The organism is Macrococcus carouselicus, from assembly GCF_004359515.1.
Taxonomy (GTDB): domain Bacteria; phylum Bacillota; class Bacilli; order Staphylococcales; family Staphylococcaceae; genus Macrococcus; species Macrococcus carouselicus.
The window spans coordinates 49,365-73,798 of record NZ_SCWD01000002.1 but is presented as its reverse complement, the minus strand read 5'-3'; the positions used below and the strand labels follow the sequence as shown (position 1 = coordinate 73,798).

Genomic DNA, 24,434 nt, shown 5'->3' with positions numbered 1-24,434 from the left:
TTAGAGGTGTTCTGTATGTCTTCGCTATCTTTATAAATTATGATTATATTCAAATAATATGTTTAGCTTCTAATGATTTTCACGTTTCTAACCATGGTATAGATAACTGCGATTAACTGTATAGTTATGCAAATTCCTATAACAATACTTAGAACATCCTTACTAATTCCATTTTCTATACTGATTGCAATAAAAGTAAAGATAAAAACCATCGGATAAATAAAATCACGATATTTTACAGAAATATATACAGCAAGTAATGTAGCTATTATCAACATAATTAGCGTCCATGTCAGTTCATTTAAGCTGAATACTGTCGACGTTCCACTTGACTTCACCCAGTTGAAGATATTAACTATAGTGGCAACAGTAGTCCAGGCAAAATAAATACCAAAGACAATTTTATCATAACTTCGATATTGAACTTTTCTGTAAAGTACTATTAAAGTAATTAATAACCCTATAATCACTAATGTGGATAGCCATTTAGAATACTCTGAAAATACGTAAATCCATAAAGCATTCAGAACAAAGTTTGCAGCTGGCCAGTAGCCAAAAGAAGTTTTATAATCTGTTTTAAATAAATCAATTGTAAGAAGAACCAACCATACTAACAACAGCACATAAATTAGCCCCCAAATGGAAAATGCCCATCCTGCAGGCTGAATCAGTGGCTGATATTTGTCTGCTTCATTACCAACATTGAATGAAGAAAGATAATTGATTGTCAACATACCAAGGAAAATTAGCCAGTAAATGATAATTTTTATTTTATTCATAAGTCATACCCCTTCTATAAATTTTTTCTTAAATATAGACACAACATAACCTTAATAACTCATGTTGTAACCCGTTCTTTTCAAATACTTTATGTTTTTTCATTCCTATTTTTGGTGCTACTTTTTGAGATGGCAAGTTATCTATAGTTGAATATGAATATATCTTTTCAAACCCCAAAACATTAAAAGCATATTCCATACATGCATTTGCCGCTTCTGATGCATAACCTTTATTACAGTATTCTTTGATAATATGAAATCCAATCTCGGGTAGAACCTCTCCATCAATATTTTGCATTGTTATAGCACAGTCGCCTAAAAAAGTTCCATCTTCTTTCAGAATAACCGCCCATAGACCACAATTATATGTAGCATAATTTTCGATATTCCACTTAATCCATTCTTCAACCTCATGCTCATTAAACGGATGATCATAGTATTACATAGAGTCATAATCAGACAATACTTTAGAAAGAGAGTATTTATCTTCTGTTCGTAATTCTCTTAAAATCAAACGTTCTGTTTCTAGTATCGTCATAAAAATCACACTCTCTATTTCAATAATTTATGTAAAGTGTACTCAAAAAATGTTATTGAAGATTGTTAAAAACCTCATCATTTATGGTAATCTTGCCCTTTCATAATCCTAAAACTCCGATACACTTGCTCCAACAGTATCACTTTCATCATCTGATGAGGAAAGGTCATTTTGCTGAAGGAGAGTTTATAATTGGATCTGGCGCTGACACTACTATGCAGGCCGTTTGAGCCGCCGATGATGAAGGTGAGGTGGCTTTTGCCCATGTTCATGTTGTTCTCGATATGTCGTGATAATTCGACTGAATTCAGCTGCTTGCCTTCGATTTCCAGTGTATAGACGTAGCTGTCGTCTTTGATTTTTGACAGGATACGCTCCGCTTCTTTCTGCTTCGCGATTTCAATATCCTTGTCACTCATATTGTCTGAGTCTTTCTCGTCCTGCACTTCTATCAGTTCCATCTTCGTATAAGCACCGAGTCGCTTCACGTACTCATCCACAGCCTGCTTCCAGTACTTCTCTTTCAACTTACCCACAGTAATGATTGTTATCTTCATATATATTCATCCTTTATGTATGACTTATCCTAGTTATCCACATGTTATTAACTTGTTAACATTTCACAAGCCTCATTTTATCGTATTTTGACTTTTTCTGCATTTTTTCTTCCAAATATTAATGTATAAACATAAAAAAAGATGCTTTGTTTCCAAGACATCTTATTCAATTGTGGATAACTTTATTTCTATCCACAAAGTTATTCATAGTTACCCACAGAATTGTGTGAACTTACTGTAAATTGTGTAAACTACAGTTCATAAATCTTCGTCGCAATGGCTTTATCCGTATCGTGCAGCGTCACTTCATTCTGCGTGTCGATATCATGCTCATTCAATACCTGTTCCACACTCATTCGCGCGAGTTCTTTCAAGTTGTTATCGCGCGATAGGTGGGAGAGGTAGATACGTTTTGTCGAGCCGGTGATGACCTCCCGCATCGCGTAGGCCGCGTCTTCATTTGAGACGTGTCCCATGTCGCTCAGGATACGCTGTTTCGTCTTCCACGGGTAGCGTCCCATTCTAAGCATATCGACATCATGATTGCTCTCGAAGATAAAGCAGTCACTACCATGTATCATGCCTTTCATACGGTCTGACACATAGCCTGTGTCTGTGATCATCGTCAGCTTCTTGTAGTCGTTATGGAAGATGTAGAACTGCGGGTCTATCGCATCGTGTGAGACGTTGAATGATTCGATCTCAAAGCCTGCGATACTTTTTGTCTCGTATGGATTGAAGATCATCTTCTGGTCCTGGGGAATATTCTTATCTGCACGGTCAATCGCTTTCCAGGTGTTCTCGTTGGCATAGACTGGCAGTTTATACTTTCGTGCAAGGACACCGAGTCCTTTGATGTGGTCGACATGCTCATGTGTCACCAGGATGCCATCCAGATCTTCTATTTTGCGGTCGATCTGATCGAACAGTTCAACCATCTTCTTACCTGACAGACCGACATCGACCAGAAGCGAACCTTTATCGCTTTCGACATAGGTCGCGTTCCCCGTTGAGCCGCTTGCCAGTACGGACATTTTAATCATGTTATCACTCTCTTTTATTACTTCAGTATCGGTTCCTGTGGATTCAGTGCATCCACATAGAAGGTTTCACGTTTGCCGTTCTCATGCAGGACGGCGACCTGCCATGTGGGTTTCAGGACCTGTCCTTCGATATTCGGCACGACAGAGTAGTAGCCAAGTCTGACTGTTGTGATCTCATCACCCGGCTTCAGTTCATTCTGATAATACAGAATTTCAAGAGCACGTCTCGGTTCTACAACTTGCTTCTTCTTGTTGTTCTTGCCGATACCTTCCTGCAGGTTCTCAATATAAGACTGCTCGTAACTGTACGCTTCGTTTACATCGTTATAGTTGATGACCACTTTAGCAGTATCATTACTCAGTATCGGATATTTATTGAATGTCTGTTCGTAGATAAGTCGTCTGTTCTTGCGGTCAATTCCACTGAAGACATATTCCTTGCCACGATAAGGGACACTTTCCATGAAGGGTCCCAGATCTTCTATCAGTGCGTTCGGCTCTATTTCACCGAGCGGCAGATTGGTGGCAATGCGGTCTTTGATGACTGTATCATGACGTTTTGTGTTATCCGCTATGAATTTCTTGCTGCGTCCTGACAGATAGTTCAGTTTCACACCATCAGCCTCCGGCAGTTCTTTCGGCAGCTTGATATTTTCGTTTACAAATGACAGTACTTTTTCATTTGCTGTATCAATCTTGTTTGAGCGTTCAACTTTCTGATAGTACAGGAATCCAAGGCAGATGTTGATGATCAGAAAAACGAATATAAACAGTGAACTTGCATGTTTCCAATCCACTACTTCAGCCTCCCTCTGTCATACTTCAGCCATTTGCCATTATATTCGATATACCAGTACGGTTCAAACAGCAGATTCGCCTGAATCTCGCTGTCTGCTGATTTCTTCATCTCATAGCCGATCAGCATATTGCTCACCTTCTCGAATTGATAGCTCCGGGACGAGGCGATGTCAAATCGTACTTTCTCAGCACTTGGCAGCTTCTCCACTTCCTGTGTAGAAGGGACAGCGACACTGGTTGACAGTAGGCCGCGTCTGTACTCATACTCCTCATTCTTACCCCAGATGACAGAGATATCAGACAGACCGTCTTTGTTAAAGACCGGTCTGCCGCTTAGAAACATCTGGTAGTTGATGGTTCTGATATCGTCCTCGATATCAAAGAGACGATAGTCATCTGTGAAGCCACCGTGACTGCTGATGAATTTAAATGACTTGACCAGCGTCTCGCGCGGCAATGTTCTTGCTTCATTCGCTTCAGATAGGTTGTTATATTTATAGATATCATTCGCATTGACTGACACGACACCCGTATTACTAAAAAAGGTGGTGCCTTCCTTGCGTTCACGTTCGATGATATTATCCTGATCATCCAGTACTGCATCATTGATATCTCTGACATCGATGCGGTCTGCGATAAACCGGTAGGCTTTGATGTCTTTGGCATTCGCCGGCATATACAGCTGTGCTTTATCGCTTGATGTATTCTCATTCGTCACCAGACCGGAGTAGTTCACCATCTCATTTCTCTGCTGCTTGACCAGTTCATTGAACGGCTCACTTTTTGCATCGGTCTCTATTTTAAGTACCTTATCTTTACCGACTAAATAAAGGTTGATGCTGTTTCGGCTTTCACTGTCGATCAGAATCCGTTTGAATGTGTGTGTATCGTTTGATTTGTAGGTCATATCCAGAATGTTCGTGATATACATCGTCTGTGGGATATCAACTGTGAAGTCAAAGATAGTGAAGTTGCCGCCGATATCCTTGGCCTGAAACTTACCATTATTATCAATCTGATAAGCAGAGAGTATCTTACTCTCACTTAAATAGTCAGTGACGTCCATAATCATACGGCTGTCTGTCGTTCCTTTGATACTGCTTTCCTTATAGGAGATTTCCTGGTAAGGCATATAAATGTTCTTGATATTATCAACAAAGCGTGGACCGATCGTCTTCTTCTGTTGGACCGGGCTATCGACGTTCGTCAGCTCAGGCTTAAAGTTCCATATCTGATAGGTCAGTATCATGCTGCTGAAGACCAATATAATCAGTACGATGCTTTTGATCATATCCTTATACATCCCAATCACCGTCATCCAGAAGTTCACAAGGCAGGGTGATATAGACTGATGTCCCGTGTCCTTCTTGGCTGTTCGCCCATATTCGGCCGTTGTGGGATTCGACAATTTCTTTACTGATAGCAAGTCCGAGACCTGTACCGCCCATCTTCCGTGTCCGGGCTTTATCGACACGGAAGAAACGGTCAAAGATTTTATCCACTTTAGTCAGCGGAATACCGATCCCGTTATCTTTGATCTGAATCGTCATGCGGTTGAACAGCAGATTCTGTTTCACATGAAATTCCACTTTTTTCTTACCCTTTGAGTACTTCAGCGCGTTTGAAATCACGTTATCAAATACCTGCGTCATCTTATCCGGATCGATTTCAACGAATATTCCTGCTTTCGGTATATCACGGACAAATGTTGCCGACTTCCCTTCACTCATCTCGAAACGATTGATGATCTTATGAATGAACATATTGAAATCGATCAGCTCACGGTTCAGTGATTCATTCGAGTTATCCATCTTAGACAACTGCAGCAGATCATTGACGAGTCGAATCATACGATCCGTCTCCTCGCGCGTTACACTCAGAAATTGAGGTGCCAGGTCAGGGTTCTGCCATGCACCTTCTTCCAGCGCTTCAATATAACTTCTCATCGACGTCAGAGGTGTACGTAACTCATGCGAAACGTTCGCGACGAACTCGCGGCGTTCATTCTCCACGTGGTGCTGTTCAGTGACGTCATGCAGCACCGCAATATAACCGGTGATAAAGCCCGTGTCCTGAATGATGGTCGAGAAGCTGGCACGGACAATCAGCGGGTACTCACCATCGATATCAATAATGACGCCACCGCTGTTCTCCTGCAGCTCATCAAGCGAGTAATGTTCCTCCATCTTCAGGACATCCAGCACGTGACGGCCTTCAATCTCATCGTGATTGAGAGACAGCATACGCAGTGCCATATCATTGACAATACGTACACGTCCTCGCCTATCAGTCGCTATGACGCCGTCTGACATATGAGTAATGACAGAATCAAGACGCCGTTTCTCACTCTCCGTATTGGCCTGTGCTTCCTGCACACGTTTGGCGAGGTTGTTGAAGGTCAGTGCGAGTTCACCGATTTCATCGCTACCGTATACTTTTACGCGGTTTGTATAGTTCCCTCGCGACATCTCAAGCGCCTGATTCCGCATATCAGAGATCGGCTTCGTGATGGTACGCGCAATGAAGAAGCCGAGCAGCACGGTAATCAGCAGCGAGAGGCCGGTACCGATGATAAAGATCTGGTTGATCTTATCAAGCTGCTGATAGACGGTCTCGATGCTTGATTCAACATGAATGACGCCGACGACCTCATCACCCGCTTTAATTGTTTCATTCTTCACCCAGACGCGTTTCTTATTGGACCCTTCTTCTTTCAGCTGCACCTGGTCATTGCTCTGCCCAAGGGACAGTGCCTTCTGAATCTGTGTATCCTTGTTCTTCTGATCGATTGAGACATTATCCGAGACTTTACTCGTCGCAATGATCAGTTCGTTCGAATTGATAAAACGGATTTCGTCAATATCAGACCGCGCTTCACCGACACCTGACCGCGAAGTGTAGTCATCGATGATAGACTGTATCTTCCGCTCTGTATTGTCATCGTTATTCTCTGTATAGGCTTCGTTGATGTCATAAGCGACCTGTTTGACCTGACGTTCCACATTATCCTTGAAATTTTCGGTCAATTCTTTTTCCAGATTATTAGTAAAGTAGAGGCCGATGATCTGCATACCGATAATAATCAGCAGCACATAGACAACAACGAGCTTGATATGAAGCGATTGAAGTTTTTTTATGAGGGATTGAATGTATTTCATTATTTTTCCTGTGACTGTAAGAAGTAGCCCACACCACGCCGAGTAACGATGTATTCAGGATGTGAAGCATCGTCTTCAATCTTCTCTCTTAAACGACGGATGGTTACATCGACCGTTCTTACATCTCCAAAGTAATCATAACCCCAGACCGTCTGAAGCAGGTGTTCGCGTGTCATCACCTGACCGATATGTCGTGCGAGGTAATGGAACAGCTCAAACTCACGGTGCGTGAGTTCGATGCTTTCACCGCGCTTTTTAATGGAATAGGCATCCGGATAGACCGTGATGTCCTTGATGACGATATCGTTTGTTTCTTCTTTTTCTTCTGACTGCGCCTGTGTATAATGACGACGCAGGTTCGCTTTGACACGGGCGATGAGTTCACGTGTGCTGAAGGGTTTTGTGACATAGTCATCCGCGCCGAGTTCAAGGCCGAGTACTTTGTCGATTTCTGAGTCCTTTGCTGTCAGCATAATGATTGGCATATCGTATTTCTTGCGGACTTCACGACAGACTTCCATCCCGTCACGACCTGGCAGCATGATATCAAGCAAGACGATATCCGGCTGCACGTCATAGATCAGCTCAACTGCATCATCACCGTCATAAGCGACGTGTACATCGTAACCTTCTTTTTTCAGATTGAATTCCAGAATATCTGCAATCGGTTTTTCATCATCCACTACGACTATTTTTCGCGCCATATGCAACCTCTTCTCTTTAGAGTTTCATCTACTATCTTCTAATTTACCATTTTTAAGTCTTTATTTCTATCTACTGAATTAAAACAAAAAAAGACATGCAGTAACTGCATGTCTTAAGAGCGGTCCCGACGGGAATCGAACCCGCGATCTCCTGCGTGACAGGCAGGCATGTTAACCGCTACACCACGGGACCTAAAGCTATTTGAATGGTGACCCCTACGGGATTCGAACCCGTGTTACCGCCGTGAAAGGGCGGTGTCTTAACCGCTTGACCAAGGGGCCGTAATTTTTTTAGCACAAGATTGATTATAGCATGCTTATTTATCATTTGACAACTATAATTCGAAAAAAATTTTAAATTATATTGATTTTTGAGCATTCTGAAATTTCAATTTAGTCATTTATAGTATAATAGAAGTATTAATATGAAAAGAGGGATGCTATGTCAGATATATCCATGGAAAAAATCCATAAGAAGCTGCCGCTCCAAGAGAAAATCAAGCGTTTTATTATGATTACTATCGGCGCACTCCTTATGGCTGTAGCACTTGAATTATTTTTAGTACCGAATGCCATCCTTGATGGAGGAATCGTCGGCATTTCAATCATCACCAGTCATTTGATCGGTTTACCACTTGGACTTTTCATCTTTATATTCAACTTACCGTTCTTCTTCCTCGGTTATAAGCAGATTGGTCGGTCCTTCGCATTATCCACCCTTTATGGAATCATCATCCTATCATTAGGCACAGCTTTTTTACATCCGGTTCCACCCTTTATTGAGGAGAAGTTCCTCGTTACTATTTTTGGCGGTGCCATACTTGGAGTGGGCGTCGGTCTTGTCATCCGTTACGGCGGGTCACTGGATGGTTCTGAGATTCTCGCCATTCTGATCAGTGGTAAGACACCGTTCTCTGTCGGTGAAATTGTGATGGTCATCAATTTCTTTATATTTATTATCGCAGGCTTCGTCTTTACATGGGAATCCGCGATGTATTCAGTTATCGCTTATTTCATCGCCTTCAAAGCGATTGATATCATCCAGCTGGGACTTGATGAATCAAAATCGGTCTGGATTATCAGTGATCAGTATGAAGAAATTGGTGATGCCATCAATGCACGGCTCGGTCGTGGTGTAACGTACCTATCCGGTGAAGGCGCCTATACAGGAGAGGACAAGAAGGTCATCTTTGTCGTCATTACACGACTTGAGGAGTACAAGCTGAAAGATATCATCAATCATTATGATGAATCTGCATTCGTGGCCATCGGGAATGTATCGGAAGTCAAAGGCGGTCACTTCAAGAAACGCGATATCCACTAAAAAAAGAGCCCGAAGGCTCTTTTTTTAGTTCTGCCATAAATCTTCCAGCAGATTTGTCTGTGTGCGGTCAGGACCGACAGAGAAGATCGAGATCTTCACGTCACACAGTTCTGAAATACGTTCTAAATAACGACGTGCGTTATCCGGCAGTTCTTCCATCGTTTTGCATCCTGTCACATCTTCTGTCCAGCCTGGCAGCTCTTCGAAGATCGGTTTGCAGCGTTTTAAGTTGTTCAGGTTCGCCGGATATTCCGTGATCTCTACGCCATCAAGCTCATAAGCTGTACAGATTTTCACTGTATCAAGTCCTGTTAAGACATCGATTGAGTTGATTGACAAATCAGTGATACCACTTACACGACGTGAGTGACGCAGCACGACTGAGTCAAACCAGCCGACACGGCGCGGACGACCCGTTGTTGTACCATATTCACGGCCGACTTCACGGATATGATGTCCATCTTCATCGAATAATTCAGTCGGGAACGGACCATCACCGACACGGGATGTGTAGGCTTTACATACACCGACGACACGGTCAACGAATGTCGGACCGACACCTGTACCGACTGTCACATTACCTGCTATCGGATTGCTTGATGTCACGAACGGATAAGTTCCGTGGTCGATATCAAGCATCACACCCTGTGCACCTTCAAATAATACTTTTTCGTCTGCATGGAATGCATCATCAAGGACTTTTGAAGTATCAGTTACATACTCAGCTAAACGCTGGCCTGCTGCATAGTATTCTTCAAAGATCTCATCGAAAGTGAAACCTTCAGCACCGAACATTTTCTCGAACAGTTCGTTTTTCGCTGCTAAGTTCTGGTTAAGCATCGTTGTAAACGTTTCTTTGTCTAATAAATCAGCCATACGGATGCCGATACGCTGAACTTTATCCACGTAAGCAGGACCGATGCCTTTTTTCGTTGTACCAATTTTGTTATCGCCGCGTTTCTCCTCTTCCAGCTCATCCTGTCTCAGATGATAAGGCAGAATCACCTGTGCACGGTTTGAGATACGTAAGTTATCTGTGCTGATACCGCGTTCATTCAATGCATCAAGTTCTTTAAGTAAAGCAACCGGGTCCACAACGACCCCATTACCGATTACTGATAATTTATCTGAATAGAAGATTCCTGACGGCACTAAGTGTAACTTGTATGTTTCTCCGCCGAATTTAATGGTATGTCCTGCATTGTTACCACCTGAGAATCTTGCGATAACTGTTGCCTGCTCTGCTAAGAAGTCTGTGATTTTACCTTTACCTTCGTCTCCCCATTGTGTACCAACAACTACGATAGATGACATTCGTGCACCTCCAAATTTAATAACCTTAGCCATTTTAACAATATATGCGCTAAAAATCAAACGAAATCCGAACGTTTAAAATGTAAATTTCTTAACATGAAGCCGAAGCTGAATGACGGTGATTTTTACAGTCTAACCTGATGATATCAGTATTTGAGCGTATTTATCTGAAGTCATCCTATACAGACATCCATTACAGTAATGAAGCATAAACAGAACAAAAGACGTACATTTATATAATAATCAATAGTAATGTACGTCTTTACTTCATCTTATCAGGCCTCAAAGCCGTCATATTCATAGCTGATATCAGCGAACTTATTGTACTGCTTCATAAAGTTCAGTTTCACCGTACCTGTCGGACCGTTACGCTGTTTGGCAATGATGATCTCAATCTCACCATTCTCATCCTGTACACCGGCATCCATGACTTCTTCGCCGTCTTCACTATTTCCTCGGTTATAATAATCATCCCGGTACAGAAAGGCAACAATATCCGCATCCTGCTCAATCGAACCGGATTCTCGGATATCACTCATCATCGGACGTTTGTCCTGACGCTGCTCAACACCACGCGACAGCTGGCTGAGGGCGATAACTGGGCATTCCAGTTCACGCGCCAGTGACTTCAGCATACGGGAGATCTCAGAGACTTCCTGCTGACGGTTATCTGAACTGCGTGACCCTGAGCCCTGGATAAGCTGCAGATAGTCAATGAGTATCATATCGAGACCGTATTCCTGCTTCAGACGCCGGCATTTGGCCCGGATATCCGTGATACGGATGCCCGGCGTGTCATCGATGAATATCTTCGTGCGTGATAACTTCCCTATAGCCACCGTGAACCGGTTCCAGTCCTCGTTCTCCATCGTACCTGTACGCAGCCGGTTCGAATCTACGTTACCGGTGCTGCAGATCATACGGGTGGCAAGCTGATCCGCGCCCATCTCAAGTGAGAAGATAGCGACCGAGTAATTATTATCATGCGTTGCGACCTGCTGCGCGATATTCAGCGCAAAGGCTGTCTTACCGACAGAAGGGCGGGCCGCGATAATGATCAAGTCATTTCGGTTGAAACCCGCTGTCATCTTATCGAGGTCACGGTAACCCGTCGGAATGCCAGGCGTCTGTCCCTGATTGCGGTCCAGATTCTCCGCATTCTCGAAGACGACTTGCAGAATGTCCCGGATATTCTGGAAACCATCCGTACCACGGTCAGAGGAGATGTTCATGATCCGCTTCTCAGCGTCACTCAGAAGTGACTCCAGTTCCAGCTCATTGTTATATCCGTCCTTTGCAATGGAGTCCGCGACATTGATAAGCTGGCGTTTGACAGCATCATGGAAGACGATATCGGTATAGAAGTCAATATTGCGTGTTGTCGGTACGACACTTGACAGCTCGATCAGATATTGAGGACCGCCTGATTCATCAAGTGTGCCTTCTTTTGTCATCTGATCCGTCAGTGTCACGATATCAACTTCTGAATTTTTTTCTGACAGAGAGAGCATAGCCTGGAAGATATGCTGATGACTTCTGCGATAGAAATGCTGCGGCAAGAGCTTCTCGAGTGTTGGAATCAGAAGCTCAGGATCCAGCAGAATGGCACCGAGGACAGACTGCTCTGCCTCCATATGATGCGGCATCTGCAGTGAATTATATTCTTCCATCTATGCGCCTCCTTCTTACATCTCTGTGACGTGTACTTTCAGCGTGCCAGAAACCTGATTATGCAGTTTAACGGGTACATCTGTGTAGCCCAGGCTTCTGATGCCGTCCGGCAGATCCATTTTCCGTTTGTCCAGTTTGATGCCGTGCTGTTCTTTCAAGGCTTCAACAATCTGTTTAGTGCTCACTGAACCGAACAGACGTCCACCGTCACCTGATTTAGCTTTTACTTCTACTTCAAGTTGTTCAATCTGTTCTTTCAAGTTCTGTGCATCGAGCAGGTGCTGTTCTTTATCTTTCTCGATACGCTGATTCTGTGCTTCAAGCTGCTTAAGATTCCCGGGTGTTGCTTCTACTGCGTATTTATTTTTTAAGAGGAAGTTATTCGCATACCCTACAGGTACTTCTTTTACTTCACCTTTTTTACCTTTACCTTTAACATCCTGTGTAAATATAACTTTCATTATCCTTCACTCCTTTTAAATTGTTCGTCGATGACATCTTCCAGGTCCAGAATAGCCGTCTCCACTGAAATACCGCTTAGTTGTGTTGCGGCATTGGACAGATGTCCGCCGCCCCCTAAAGCCTCCATCACGAGCTGTACATTGATCTCGCCAAGTGATCGCGCCGAGATACCGATCTTATCATCTGCACGTCGAGCCACGACGAAGGCTGCTTCAACACCATTAATACTGAGAAGTTCATCCGCAGTCTGCGCGATGGTCACGGGATCATAAATCGTCAGATCATCACCATTCGCGATTGCGATACCATCGTGACCAAGCTGCACGGTCTTGATCAGTTCGCTGCGCTGCAGATAGGTCTCTATATTATCTTTCAGGAAATGCTGGCAGAGAATCGTATCCGCTCCGTGACTACGAAGATAGCTTGCTGCATCAAAGGTACGAGAACCGGTTCTGAGTGTAAAGTTCCGTGTATCGACGATGATACCGGCCAGCATCACAGTCGACTCGAGTCGTGTCAGTTTATGCTCTTCCGGCTGGTATTCGAGTAACTCTGTGACCAGTTCAGCAGTTGAGCTTGCATAAGGTTCCATATAGACAAGAAGCGGACTCGATATAAAATCCTCCCCCCGTCTGTGATGATCGATGACGACTTTACGTGATGCTTTGTTCAGTATATTCTCATCGATCACCATGTTCGGTTTATGCGTATCAACAACGACTAGTGTCGTGCGATTCGTCATCAGTGACCATGCTTCATCTGATGTTATGAAGACTTCCTTCAGTTCGGGTTTCTCCTCAATCTCAAGCATCACCCGGCTGAGCGTCTCATCAATATCATAGGAATTGAGAACAATATACGCATTCAGATTGTTCATGCGGGCGAACCGGGCCACACCGATGGCAGCGCCGATTGCATCCATATCAGGGCGTTTGTGCCCCATGATGATGACGTTATCTCCTTCGATCAGAATATCACGGAGCGCATGTGAGATGACCCGTGCACGGACACGTGTTCTTTTCTCCATCGGATTGGTCTTGCCGCCGAAGAAGCGCACGCCGCCTGAAGTATTCTTGATTGCCACCTGGTCACCTCCCCGACCGAGTGCAAGGTCCAAACTGGACTGTGCCAGTTCACCGAGTGTAATCAGGTCATCCGTCCCTTCGCCGATACCGACGCTGAGTGTCAGGTGTGTCTTCTTGTCACGGCTTTTCTCGCGGATACGGTCCAGCAGATTGAATTTCGTCTCCTCCAGTTCAGCAAGGATACGGTTATTCAGAAAGATAACGAACTGATCTGATGAGAACCGTTTCATGTAGATATGATTCTCTGCAGCCCATTGATTGATTTCGTTCGTCATCATACTGTTCATCTCTGTGCGATTGGCGTCACTCATATTCTGGGTGATCTCATCATAGTTATCGAGAAAGAGCATACCTACGACCGGCTTGGATTCCTCAAAGACTTCAAATGTTTCAACGCGTTCTGTCTCATCGAGAAAATAGAGGATATGCGTCTCTGCAGCATAACGAACTTTGAACTTTGTTTCTTTATACTGGGCTTGAACCTCATTCACACCCGCAATCTTTAACTGATTCAGTAGATTGGGAAAGATTTCGTGGATGGAGTCTGACAGTATGGGACGGTCGATTTTCTCACGTATAAACTGGTTATACCACTCGACCTTATCAGTATCATCCAGCAGGATCATACCGACCGGGATCTCATTGATGGCAATAGTATTGCCTCTACTTACTTTCACCGCAATATTATCGAAATAGAACTCACTGCGAATCAGACTCTTTTTGAGCATGAGTCCCGTCATCACCATGATGAAGATGACAATACAGCTGGCCAGTCCTGCCATAAGAGGATGCACAGTAAAAAGCAGTCCAATCAGAATGATGACCAGAATACTCATGACGATAAACGGCGTAACCAAAGTCTGTCTCATATATCTGCGGTCCATTTTTCTGCCTCCTGTTACGGTTTGATTTTAGTTTTCATTCTGAGAATTAAATCCAGTACACCGAATAACTGTGTCACCGGCGCAAGCAGAAACGCCAGAATAAAGAGCAGCACACCGAATGCAGCTGGAATTCGTTTGATTTTCAGCAAGAAACTAAGAAGTGACAAACCTTGAATGAACATAATCCATTCTAACACATACTTTAAGTTAGCGACTATCCCTAGAAGAACGACGTCTCCAGGAGTCAGAAACCAGCTGATGATACTCACTGCAAAATAAAGATAGAGTGCTATTTTCGGAAATTCCCAGAAATAAAGCGGTCGGAAATTCGGTGTCGCAATCTTGAATTTACGCAGTAAGGGTAGCGTGATGACCAGGGTCAGCAGGATGAGCAGGAACAGACTGAGAACAATTAGACCGGGAACCTGTATCTGCATCGCATCGAGCGATGAATTGAACAAGGCGACACTTTCCTTAGTCACTGTGCCAGCTTCCAGTTCATTTTTGACCAGCATACCGTAAGTCTCTTTCAGTTCGCTGAACCATTCCTTTGTCGTTGGCATCATACCTGCCAGCTGGAGAAAGATGATGGAGAGCAGGGTGTACATGCTGAGCAGAACCGTCATGATAAAGAGCATGATCTCACGTGAAGCGCGTCCTGCCAGCAGATACCCGAGCACATAGCTCATAACCAGTATAGCGAGAATAAGCTGGAAGGCGATGATGGAAGTGAAGATCATCGACACAACCGTTATCATCGCGGTCATCACATAGAAGGAAGGACGACTCTTCATATAGAGGTATGTTCCCGGAATAAGCGAGAACGGCGCGAGCAGAATAATCAGACCTGGCACTATGTGTATCAGCAAAGTGACAGCCAGCAAGATAAGCGTAGTGACACTTGTTTTCAGTAAATCAATCTTCAAATTAAAAACTCCTCAGCTAAATTTCATACCTTTTATTTTACAACTATTAGTACGATTGCTCAATGTATGTCACTTCACGACAAAAAAGCCATGCGATTGCATGGCTTAAAGAAAATTTCTTATGCTTCGATCGTGAATTCTGCACCCACTTCGAATTTAACTTCCTTGCCGACCATTACGCCACCTGTTTCAAGTGCTTGGTTCCAAGTTAAACCGTATCTTTCACGGTCAATTTTACCAGTCACGATGATGCCTGTTACTTCTCCACCTGTCATAGGGTTTTTTGAGACACCATTATATTCCAGGTCAAATGTTTCCTCATGTGTTTCACCTTTGATTGTTAAGTCACCGGTAATAGATGAATCAGTGATTGACTGAGAGACGAATGTAATTTCAGGATACTGTTCAGCATCGAAGAAATCTGCTGATTTTAAATGGCCATCACGATCAGCATTTTTGGTGTTGATTGAATTAACTTTTACGGCACCTTTGAACTGTAATGAAGAAACGTCATTCACGTCACCGCTCAGCTCACCGCTGAATTCTGAGAATTCTCCTTTTACTTTTGACACCATTAAGTGTTTGATTGAAAACGCAACTGAACTGTGTACGGGATCTAATTTGAAGTTTGTCATTTAAATTACCTCTTTCTTATTTGATTTATATGATATACTTAATATATCAGATATATTTTTTATATTCAAGTGCAAAGTCGCAAAATCTCTTTTTTTATTATTAACCTTTTTACGGTGTCGTTATGCCAAAAAACCTCCATCACTGAACAGTGATAGAGGTTTATCCGTTATTTGATGACGGTCTGGCCACCCATATAAGGTACAAGGGCTTCCGGTACTGTAATAGTTCCGTCTTCGTTCTGGTAGTTTTCAACTACTGCCGCGAAAGTACGGCCAACCGCAAGTCCTGAACCATTTAAGGTATGAACATATTCTGTCTTGCCATCTTTTTCGCGTTTGAAGCGGATGTTAGAACGACGTGCCTGGAAGTCAGTCATATTAGAGCAAGAGCTGATTTCTTTGTAAGCCTCGTAGCTTGGCAACCAGACTTCAATATCATATGTTTTGGCAGCGCCGAAACCGATATCGCCAGAACATAATGCGATGGTGCGGTAAGGGATGTTCAGTAATTGTAAGACTTTCTCACCGTTCGCTGTCATTTCTTCCAGCGCCGCATAAGAGTTCTCCGGTAATTCGAAGCGGACCATCTCCACTTTATTGAACTGGTGCATACGGATCAGCCCGCGGGTATCACGACCGGCAGAACCCGCCTCAGAACGGAAACATGCTGTCAGTGCTGTGAATTTCACAGGGAATAAATCCATAGCCATGATTTCATTACGGTAGTAGTTCGTTAACGGTACTTCTGAAGTAGGAATTGTGTACAGACCTTCCTTTTCAACCTTGAAGAGATCTTCCTCGAACTTCGGTAATTGACCTGTCCCGTACATTGAATCTGCGTTAACCAGCTGCGGAGTCACCATCTCCTGGTAGCCATGTTCTTTCGTATGAAGGTCAAGCATGAAGTTGTAAAGGGCACGTTCAAGACGGGCACCGTCACGGGTCAGGAATGCGAAACGAGCGCCAGATACTTTTGCGGCACGTTCGAAATCAGCCATTTTCAGCTCTTCGACAAGATCCCAGTGGGCTTTAGCCTCGAAATCAAACTGGCGAGGTTCACCCCATTTACGAACCTCAACGTTTTGATCTTCATCCTTACCGAATGGTGTCTCATCGCTCACTAAGTTCGGCAGACTTGATAATTCATCTTTCAGGTCTGCATTGATCTGATTCAGTTTAGTATCGATTGTTTTAATATCTTCACCGACGACGCGCATCGCTTCAATCGCATCATCTGCGTTTTCTTTATTGCGTTTCTTAAGAGCGATTTCTTCGCTTGCTTTATTACGTTTTGCTTTTAATTCCTCAGTCTGCTGCGTCAGTTCACGTGCTTTTTTATCAAGGTCAACAATTTTTTCTACAACAGATGTATCAATGCCACGCATTTCGAGTTTCTTTTTCACAAAATCCGGTTCAGTTCTAAATAATTTGATATCTAACATTGTATTGCCTCCTCATATTTATTTTTGGGGACAAAAAAATACCACGTCCCTTGAAAGGGACGTGGTATTACGCGTTGCCACCCTAATTAACAGCTAAAGCTGTTCACTCCATTAACATAACGGTTAGTCCGATTGTCTTCTCTGTCGGATAGAATTCGTTTCTTATCTTTATCAGTTCACAGCAGCCACTGACTCTCTTGGAAAGATGGGGAAAGTACTTATTCCGAGACAATATCTTATTAAGTTTTCTATATAATATCAGACAAACTTTAAGAATGCAAATTATTCTGTTAGAATGATGATATTAAATTAAAGGGAGTTTCATTATGCAGATTATTGACAGCATCACTATACCAGAACGTGAAGCAAAGACGCACAAAGGGGATTACGGCAGAATTCTGCTCATCGGTGGCAATCAGAATATGGGCGGCTCCATCATGCTGTCAACACGGGCCTGTGTCTATAGCGGTGGCGGGCTGACAACAGTCTGCACCCATCACTCCAACCATGCGGCGCTGCACTCACGCTGTCCGGAAGCGATGGTCAGTGATCTGGCAGATATCAAGCGGCTCACGAAACTCGTGACAGAAGCGGACTGTATTCTTGTCGGTCCGGGACTTGGACTTGATATCAAGGGGAACAATACACTGACGTTCATCTTTCAGCACATCCAGCCTCATCAGACGGTGATCATTGACGGAGATGCGATCACCATCCTGAGCAAGCTGCGTCATCCGCTTCCTGACTGTGAGGTCATCTTCACGCCCCATGAGATGGAATGGGAACGGCTCAGCGGTATCCCGATTGACGAACAGACACCTGACAAGAACCGTGCTTCAGCAGACAAACTCGGCGCTCATGTTATTCTGAAGAAGCATCACACGGAACTCTATCTGAAATCCGGCGACTATAAGATCAACAAGGGTAATCCTGCCATGGCATCAGGCGGTATGGGTGACACGTTAGCAGGCATGCTGGCCGGTCTTGTCGGACAGTTCGGATTAGAAGATGCCATTCAGTATGCCGTCTATATCCATAGTAAGATCGGCGACCAGCTGTCAGAGACCATGTATGTGATTCCTCCATCGAAAATAATCGATGAAATCCCCTATATGATGAAACGACTTGAACAGTAAAAGAAGGAGCGTGCAGTTCAGCATGCTCCTTCTTGTTATTTCTCAGGAAATAATTCATTTTCCTCGTTCTTCAGTTCGTCCAGTGTCTCAACATCATCGCTGTCCTCAAAAATATCTTCCTCAGCTTCTTCAGTCACTTCTTCAGCTTCACCGGTTAAGTGACCATCAGCCTGCTCAATATCTTCATCGTGTTTTCCCTGTATGACAGCTGTCAGATTTTCTTCCTGAGGGGCAAGAACTTCTTCCTCTTCCTTCTGAACCTTAGCCACTGTTGCTACAAACTGATCATCAGAGAGACGGATCAGTTTGACACCCTGTGTACTACGGCCTGTACGGGAAATTGAGTTGACATCAAGACGAATGATAACACCTTTATCTGTCACAATCATCAGGTCCTCGTCTCCTGTGACAGTCGCCATATAGACAAGTGAACCATTTCTGTCCGTCAATGCCGCCGTCTTGATACCCATCCCACCGCGGTGAGACAGACGATAGTCCTTAACGGTCGTACGCTTGCCGTATCCTTTTTCAGTGACGATGAGAATCTCTTCCTCACTATCCGGTCTCACTATATCAAGACCGATCACTTCATCGCCTTGTCTGAGAGAGATACCTTTGACACCGGCTGCTGTACGGCCGAGTGGTCGCAGTGTTTCTTCTTCGAAACGGATCAGTGAGGCCTTTCTTGTACCGATGATCAGCTGATTGCCCCCTTCAGACAGACGGACACCGACCAGTTCATCATCTTCACGGAAGTTGATGGCAATCTTACCGTTCTTATTGATGCGGGCAAAGTTGGAGAGGCTGGATCGTTTAACGAGACCTTTCTTTGTTGCGAAGATAATGAAAGCATCTTCACGCTCCAGATTCTTAACCGCAATCATCTGGCTGATGGTCTCATCCTTCTCAAGCTCAAGCGCATTCACGACCGGGATTCCTTTAGACTGACGTGACAGTTCCGGAATCTCGTAGCCCTTCAGCTTGTAGACACGACCCTTATTGGTGAAGAACAGGACGTGATCATGCGTTGAAGTGGTCACAATCTGGCTGACGAAGTCATCTTCAATCGTATTCATGCCCTGCACCCCACGTCCACCGCGGTGCTGTGCACGGTATGTTGAGGCAGACAGTCGTTTGATGTAGTTATTATGACTGAGTGTGATGACGACATGGTCTTCTGGAATCAGATCTTCATCTTCCAGCTGATCGTAGCCGCCGACCGTGATCTCTGTACGACGACCATCACCGAACTTCTCCTTGATTTCAGTCAGTTCCTCACGAATGATCTCCAGAATACGTTCTTCATTCGCTAAGATTTCTTTTAATTCTGCAATATAATTCATCAGTTCCTGATACTCTGATTCAATTTTATCGCGTTCCAGTCCTGTCAGACGACGAAGTCGCATATCAAGAATGGCCTGAGCCTGACGCTCTGATAAACTGAACTGGTTCTGCAGTTCACTGATGGCCACATGATCATTCTCTGACGCCCGGATCAACTCGATGATTCTATCGATATCATCGAGTGCTATACGCAGACCTTCCAGTAAATGCGCACGGTCTTCTGCTTTTTTCAGGTTATAGGCGGTGCGGCGGCGGATAACGATTTTCTGATGCTCCAGGTAATGGAATAGCATCTGTTTTAAATTCAGCAGTTCAGGCTTTTTATTGACGATAGCGAGCATGTTCATGCCGAATGTCGTCTGCAGCGGTGTTAATTTATATAGATTGTTCAGAATCACGTTGGCATTGGCATCGCGGCGGATATCAATGACAATTCTGACGCCTTCTTTTAAGCTTGTTTCATCACGTAAATCAGTGATGCCGTCAATCTTCTTATCTCGAGCCAGTTCTGCGATTTTCTCAACGAGCTTCGCTTTATTGACCTGATAAGGGATTTCAGTGACGATGATTGTTTCCTTGCCGTTCTTGCGTGTTTCAATCAGTGTCTTCGCGCGCATGATAACAGAGCCGCGCCCTGTCTCATAAGCACGGCGGATACCACTGCGACCTAAAATCAGCCCGGCAGTCGGAAAATCAGGACCGCTGATATAATCCATTAATTCAGATATGGTCAGGTCAGGGTTATGACTGAGAGCGAGAACCCCGTCGATCACTTCGTTCATGTTGTGCGGCGGAATATTGGTCGCCATACCGACTGCGATACCCGAGGCGCCGTTCACGAGTAAATTCGGGAAACGGGCAGGTAAGACGACAGGTTCACGTTCATTACCGTCATAGTTATCGGTGAAGTCGATGGTATCTTTGTTGATGTCACGCATCATCTCCATCGCGAGCTTTGTCATGCGGGCTTCTGTGTAACGCATTGCCGCAGCCCCGTCGCCGTCCATGGAACCGAAGTTACCCTGACCGTCGACAAGCGGGTAGCGGAAGCTGAAGTCCTGTGCCATACGGACCATCGCCTCGTAGATTGATGAATCACCGTGCGGGTGATATTTACCCATGACGTCACCGACGATACGAGCTGATTTCTTGTAGGGTTTGTCAGCAGTCATGCCCTGGTCATTCATGCCGTAGAGAATACGGCGATGAACAGGTTTCATACCATCTCTGACATCAGGCAGAGCACGTGCGACAATCACACTCATCGCGTAGTCAAGGAACGACTCACGCATCTCCTTACTGATATTTCTTTCCTGTAATCTTTCATTGTTTTCAGCCATTTCGGCGCCTCCTATACGTCTAATGTCGCGTATTGAGCATTTTCCTCAATAAATTGACGGCGATATTCCACTACATCACCCATCAGCATTTCAAATGTCTGATCCGCTTCAATAGCATCTGTCAAAGTCACCTGTAACATACTTCTGTTATCCGGATTCATCGTTGTTTCCCATAGCTGATCCGCGTTCATCTCACCGAGACCTTTGTAGCGGGCCAACTGCGGTTTAGGTGTGGCCGGGAGCTCTTTTCTTAACTGATCAAGCTCACGGTCGTTATAGACATAATAAGTCTTCTTGCCCTGTTCCACTTTGTAGAGCGGCGGCTGAGCAATATAGATATAACCCGCATCAATCAAGGGTCGCATAAAGCGGTAGAAGAACGTTAAGAGCAGCGTGCGGATATGCGCTCCGTCAACATCTGCATCAGTCATGATAACAATCTTATGATAACGGGCTTTCTCGATATCAAACTCGCCACCGATACCTGTACCCATCGCTGTAATCATTGACCGGACCTCGTTATTACCCAGAATACGGTCAAGTCGGGCTTTCTCGACGTTCAGAATCTTACCCCGGAGCGGCAGAATGGCCTGGATCTTGGAATTACGGCCTGATTTCGCTGAACCACCGGCCGAGTCACCTTCGACGATGAATAACTCACAGTCTTCAGGTACCTTGCTTGAACAGTCAGCCAGTTTACCCGGCAGACTCGCGACATCAAGTGCTGTTTTGCGACGCGTCACTTCGCGGGCTTTCTTCGCTGCAAGCCGCGCGCGTGAAGCCATGATGCCTTTGTCCACGATAATACGTGCGACCTGAGGGTTCTCATACAGGAAGCGTTCAAAATGCTCTGCGAAAAGTGAGTCTGTCAGCTGACGGACTTCTGAGTTGCCGAGCTTTGTCTTTGTCTGACCTTCAAACTGAGGATCTTCGTGCTTAATGGAGACGACTGCAATCATCCCTTCGCGGACGTCTTCTCCAGACAACTTCTCATCGTTGTCTTTGATCAGTTTGTTCTTAGTGCCATAGTTATTGATCACGCGGGTCAGGGCACGTCTGAAACCTTCTTCATGTGTGCCACCTTCGTAAGTATGAATATTATTGGCATATGACAACAGGTTTGTCGCATAGCCTGTGTTGTACTGAATCGCAATCTCCACTTCCACAACATCTCGTGACGCCTGAATATAAATCGGTTCCGAATACAGCACTTCTTTATTTTCATTCAGCATCTCGACGTAGGATTTGATACCGCCCTCATAGAGATAGGCGTCTGAGACCTCTTCTTCTCCGCGTTCATCTGCAATCTCAATCTTGATACCTTTATTCAGGAATGCAAGTTCACGAATACGCTGCTGCAGCGTTTCGTAGTCATAAGTGGTTGTTTCCGTGAAGATTTCTTCATCTGCCTTGAAACGGATCACTGTACCCGTTTTATCTGTGTCTCCTATGACTTTCAGATCGAAGGCAGGTACGCCCCTGTGATAAGCCTGATGGTGTACTTTGCCATCCTGATGGACGTATACTTCGAGCGTGCTTGACAGGGCATTGACGACAGAAGAACCGACCCCGTGGAGTCCGCCTGATACTTTGTAGCCACCGCCGCCGAATTTACCGCCGGCATGCAGCACTGTCAGGATGACCTCCACTGCAGGACGTCCCATTTTCTTATGCATATCTACTGGAATACCACGGCCGTTATCCTGGACACGGATCCAGTTGTCTTTCTCTATTGTGACTACGATGTGATCTGCGTAGCCGGCCAGCGCCTCGTCAATACTGTTATCGACGATTTCCCAGACGAGATGATGAAGCCCTCTTGCTGCAGTCGAACCGATATACATACCGGGTCTTTTACGAACCGCTTCTAAACCTTCCAGGACCTGTATCTGGTCTGCGCCGTACTGATCTAAATTCTGTTCCACACACGTCACCTACTCTTTATTAGTTATACTGCCTTGATCGACAAAGAATAACTTTGCCTCTTTGATTGTTTCGTGTTCTATTCCATCAACAGAAGTGGTCGTGACAAATGTCTGGACCTTATGCTGGATGGTTGTCAGAAGGTGGGTCTGTCGACTGTCATCCAGTTCACTCAAGACGTCATCCAATAATAAAATCGGATATTCTCCGACTTCTTCGTTGATTAATTCAATTTCCGCAAGCTTGATCGATAGGGCAGTCGTTCGCTGCTGACCTTGCGAGCCATAGGTCTGAACATCAATGTCATTGATTGTAAACGCCAGGTCATCACGATGAGGGCCATAGAGACTGGTCATCCGTTCTATCTCACGGTCCATCATTGATGTCAGTCTGTCGTATGTTCGATCGATGATGTCCTCACTGATTTCAAGGCTTGACTCATAATGGACTCTTAAGGCTTCCTTGTCCTTTGTGATGCCGCTATGAATTTCAATCGCCTTCTTCTCCAGCTGTTCAATAAACTGCTGGCGCCTTAACGTCAGTCTGACCGCATAGTCAGTAAACTGCTGATTGAGCACTTCAAGCATTGTACGGTCACTGTTCGGATTTGATTTAAGCTGCTTCAGATAATGATTCTTCTGTTTCAGTATACGCTGGTAATTAGACAGGTCATTCAGATAGACAGCAGAAATCTGACCGATTTCTATATCGATAAAACGCCGTCTGACCTGCGGACTGCCTTTGACCAGATTCAGGTCTTCCGGTGCGAAGAGCACGACATTCATATGCCCGACATACTGGGTCAGTTTACTCTGCTCAAGATGATTGGCCTTCGCCTTTTTGCCTTTAGCAGATATTTGGAGGGAAAGCGGCATCGTGCCATAACGGTACTCCAGCTCACCTTCAATGAGTGCAAAGTCACTATTCCACTGTATCAGTTCCTTATCCTGCGTGGCCCGATGACTCTTGGCCAGCGCAAGACAATAAATAGCTTCCAGCAAGTTCGTTTTTCCTTGCGCATTGGAACCGATCAGCACATTCACTTCATCATGAAAATGCAGCGAAACTTGATCATAATTACGGAAATGCGTCAGATTCAGTTCTTTTAATCTCATCCTTCTTCAGAATAAGAAATCTTGAACTTGCCCACACCTTCAACATCAACGATATCATTCTGAGCAAGCTTCTTTCCTCTTCTCGTTTCCAGCGTGCCGTTCAGGTATACCGTGTTCTCCTGTAAAAACCATTTCGCCTGACCGCCTGTGCCTATAATCCCTTCAGATTTAAGCAGCTGTCCGAGAGTGATCTGACTATCAAACTCTACTTCATTCAACATGTCACGGTTCCTCCTATCCGTATAAGTCATCATAT

General features: G+C 44.5%; 20 protein-coding genes, 2 tRNA genes, 1 pseudogene and 1 other annotated feature. Of the genes and pseudogenes, 2 read left to right on the top strand and 21 right to left on the bottom strand.

The window, feature by feature from the left end; all coding sequences use genetic code 11:
* Positions 1-62: 62 nt before the first annotated feature.
* The 10 genes and pseudogenes from ERX40_RS06430 to ERX40_RS06385 all read right to left on the bottom strand — a co-directional run bounded on the left by ERX40_RS06430 (position 63) and on the right by ERX40_RS06385 (position 7,859).
* A complete protein-coding gene (locus tag ERX40_RS06430) occupies positions 63-779 on the bottom strand; it encodes a tryptophan-rich sensory protein (protein WP_133417681.1) in 717 nt (238 codons plus the stop codon).
* 28 nt (positions 780-807) lie between these two features.
* A pseudogene (locus ERX40_RS06425) lies at positions 808-1,206 on the bottom strand (GNAT family N-acetyltransferase); the annotation flags it as partial.
* Positions 1,207-1,394: 188 nt separating this feature from the next.
* Positions 1,395-1,874, bottom strand: a complete 480-nt coding sequence (gene rlmH / locus ERX40_RS06420; RefSeq protein WP_133417680.1) for a 23S rRNA (pseudouridine(1915)-N(3))-methyltransferase RlmH — start codon at positions 1,872-1,874, stop codon at positions 1,395-1,397.
* Between the two features lie 251 nt (positions 1,875-2,125).
* Positions 2,126-2,917, bottom strand: a complete 792-nt coding sequence (locus ERX40_RS06415) for an MBL fold metallo-hydrolase (protein WP_133417679.1) — start codon at positions 2,915-2,917, stop codon at positions 2,126-2,128.
* Between the two features lie 17 nt (positions 2,918-2,934).
* A complete protein-coding gene (locus ERX40_RS06410; RefSeq protein WP_133417678.1) occupies positions 2,935-3,714 on the bottom strand; it encodes a two-component system regulatory protein YycI in 780 nt (259 codons plus the stop codon).
* A complete protein-coding gene (locus ERX40_RS06405) occupies positions 3,714-5,045 on the bottom strand; it encodes a YycH family regulatory protein (protein ID WP_165980684.1) in 1,332 nt (443 codons plus the stop codon). Before ERX40_RS06405 ends, ERX40_RS06410 begins: the two co-directional genes overlap by 1 nt.
* Positions 5,011-6,873: a cell wall metabolism sensor histidine kinase WalK gene (gene walK / locus ERX40_RS06400; RefSeq protein ID WP_133417676.1), complete on the bottom strand. Its 1,863-nt coding sequence runs from the start codon at positions 6,871-6,873 to the stop codon at positions 5,011-5,013. Before walK ends, ERX40_RS06405 begins: the two co-directional genes overlap by 35 nt.
* The gene (gene yycF, locus ERX40_RS06395) at positions 6,873-7,577 is read right to left on the bottom strand and encodes a response regulator YycF (RefSeq protein ID WP_133417675.1); all 705 of its coding nucleotides are present in this window, start codon (positions 7,575-7,577) and stop codon (positions 6,873-6,875) included. The genes walK and yycF overlap by 1 nt, the downstream gene beginning before the upstream one ends.
* 120 nt (positions 7,578-7,697) lie before the next feature.
* Positions 7,698-7,770 (bottom strand) — tRNA-Asp (locus ERX40_RS06390).
* 14 nt (positions 7,771-7,784) lie between these two features.
* A tRNA-Glu gene (locus ERX40_RS06385) sits at positions 7,785-7,859 on the bottom strand.
* Positions 7,860-8,019: 160 nt separating this feature from the next.
* On the opposite strand from ERX40_RS06385, the gene ERX40_RS06380 reads away from it, so the two are divergent.
* Complete coding sequence (locus ERX40_RS06380) at positions 8,020-8,901, top strand: YitT family protein (protein ID WP_133417674.1); 882 nt, start codon at positions 8,020-8,022, stop codon at positions 8,899-8,901.
* Positions 8,902-8,925: 24 nt separating this feature from the next.
* Here the strand turns inward: ERX40_RS06380 and ERX40_RS06375 are convergent, their stop codons facing one another.
* The 7 genes from ERX40_RS06375 to serS all read right to left on the bottom strand — a co-directional run bounded on the left by ERX40_RS06375 (position 8,926) and on the right by serS (position 17,320).
* Entirely contained in the window at positions 8,926-10,215 is a 1,290-nt protein-coding gene (locus ERX40_RS06375) for an adenylosuccinate synthase (protein ID WP_133417673.1), read from the bottom strand.
* Between the two features lie 275 nt (positions 10,216-10,490).
* Positions 10,491-11,885, bottom strand: a complete 1,395-nt coding sequence (gene dnaB, locus ERX40_RS06370; RefSeq protein ID WP_133417672.1) for a replicative DNA helicase — start codon at positions 11,883-11,885, stop codon at positions 10,491-10,493.
* 15 nt (positions 11,886-11,900) lie between these two features.
* Positions 11,901-12,347, bottom strand: coding sequence for a 50S ribosomal protein L9 (rplI, locus tag ERX40_RS06365; protein WP_133417671.1), 447 nt, complete (start codon positions 12,345-12,347; stop codon positions 11,901-11,903).
* Entirely contained in the window at positions 12,347-14,317 is a 1,971-nt protein-coding gene (locus ERX40_RS06360; RefSeq protein WP_133417670.1) for a DHH family phosphoesterase, read from the bottom strand. The genes rplI and ERX40_RS06360 overlap by 1 nt, the downstream gene beginning before the upstream one ends.
* A gap of 14 nt (positions 14,318-14,331) precedes the next feature.
* Entirely contained in the window at positions 14,332-15,243 is a 912-nt protein-coding gene (locus ERX40_RS06355) for a DUF2232 domain-containing protein (RefSeq protein WP_133417669.1), read from the bottom strand.
* 119 nt (positions 15,244-15,362) lie between these two features.
* On the bottom strand, positions 15,363-15,878 hold the full coding sequence (locus ERX40_RS06350) for a YceI family protein (RefSeq protein ID WP_133417668.1): 516 nt from the start codon (positions 15,876-15,878) through the stop codon (positions 15,363-15,365).
* A 167-nt stretch (positions 15,879-16,045) separates the two neighbouring features.
* The gene (gene serS / locus ERX40_RS06345; RefSeq protein WP_133417667.1) at positions 16,046-17,320 is read right to left on the bottom strand and encodes a serine--tRNA ligase; all 1,275 of its coding nucleotides are present in this window, start codon (positions 17,318-17,320) and stop codon (positions 16,046-16,048) included.
* Positions 17,321-17,372: 52 nt separating this feature from the next.
* Positions 17,373-17,555: a binding site (T-box leader), on the bottom strand.
* A gap of 91 nt (positions 17,556-17,646) precedes the next feature.
* On the opposite strand from serS, the gene ERX40_RS06340 reads away from it, so the two are divergent.
* Positions 17,647-18,456, top strand: coding sequence for an NAD(P)H-hydrate dehydratase (locus ERX40_RS06340; RefSeq protein WP_133417666.1), 810 nt, complete (start codon positions 17,647-17,649; stop codon positions 18,454-18,456).
* Between the two features lie 35 nt (positions 18,457-18,491).
* Here ERX40_RS06340 and gyrA read toward each other — a convergent pair whose 3' ends face one another.
* Genes gyrA through yaaA form a run of 4 tightly spaced genes read right to left on the bottom strand, consistent with a single transcriptional unit; the run spans position 18,492 to position 24,399 of the window.
* Positions 18,492-21,140 (bottom strand): DNA gyrase subunit A, encoded by a 2,649-nt coding sequence (gene gyrA, locus ERX40_RS06335; protein WP_133417665.1) that lies wholly within the window; start codon positions 21,138-21,140, stop codon positions 18,492-18,494.
* A gap of 11 nt (positions 21,141-21,151) precedes the next feature.
* On the bottom strand, positions 21,152-23,065 hold the full coding sequence (gene gyrB, locus ERX40_RS06330) for a DNA topoisomerase (ATP-hydrolyzing) subunit B (RefSeq protein ID WP_208001666.1): 1,914 nt from the start codon (positions 23,063-23,065) through the stop codon (positions 21,152-21,154).
* 9 nt (positions 23,066-23,074) lie between these two features.
* Positions 23,075-24,178 carry a DNA replication/repair protein RecF gene (gene recF / locus ERX40_RS06325; RefSeq protein ID WP_133417663.1) on the bottom strand — a complete coding sequence of 368 codons (1,104 nt, stop codon included), beginning with the start codon at positions 24,176-24,178 and terminating at the stop codon, positions 23,075-23,077.
* Complete coding sequence (gene yaaA / locus ERX40_RS06320; RefSeq protein ID WP_133417662.1) at positions 24,175-24,399, bottom strand: S4 domain-containing protein YaaA; 225 nt, start codon at positions 24,397-24,399, stop codon at positions 24,175-24,177. Before yaaA ends, recF begins: the two co-directional genes overlap by 4 nt.
* Between the last annotated feature and the right edge of the window lie 35 nt (positions 24,400-24,434).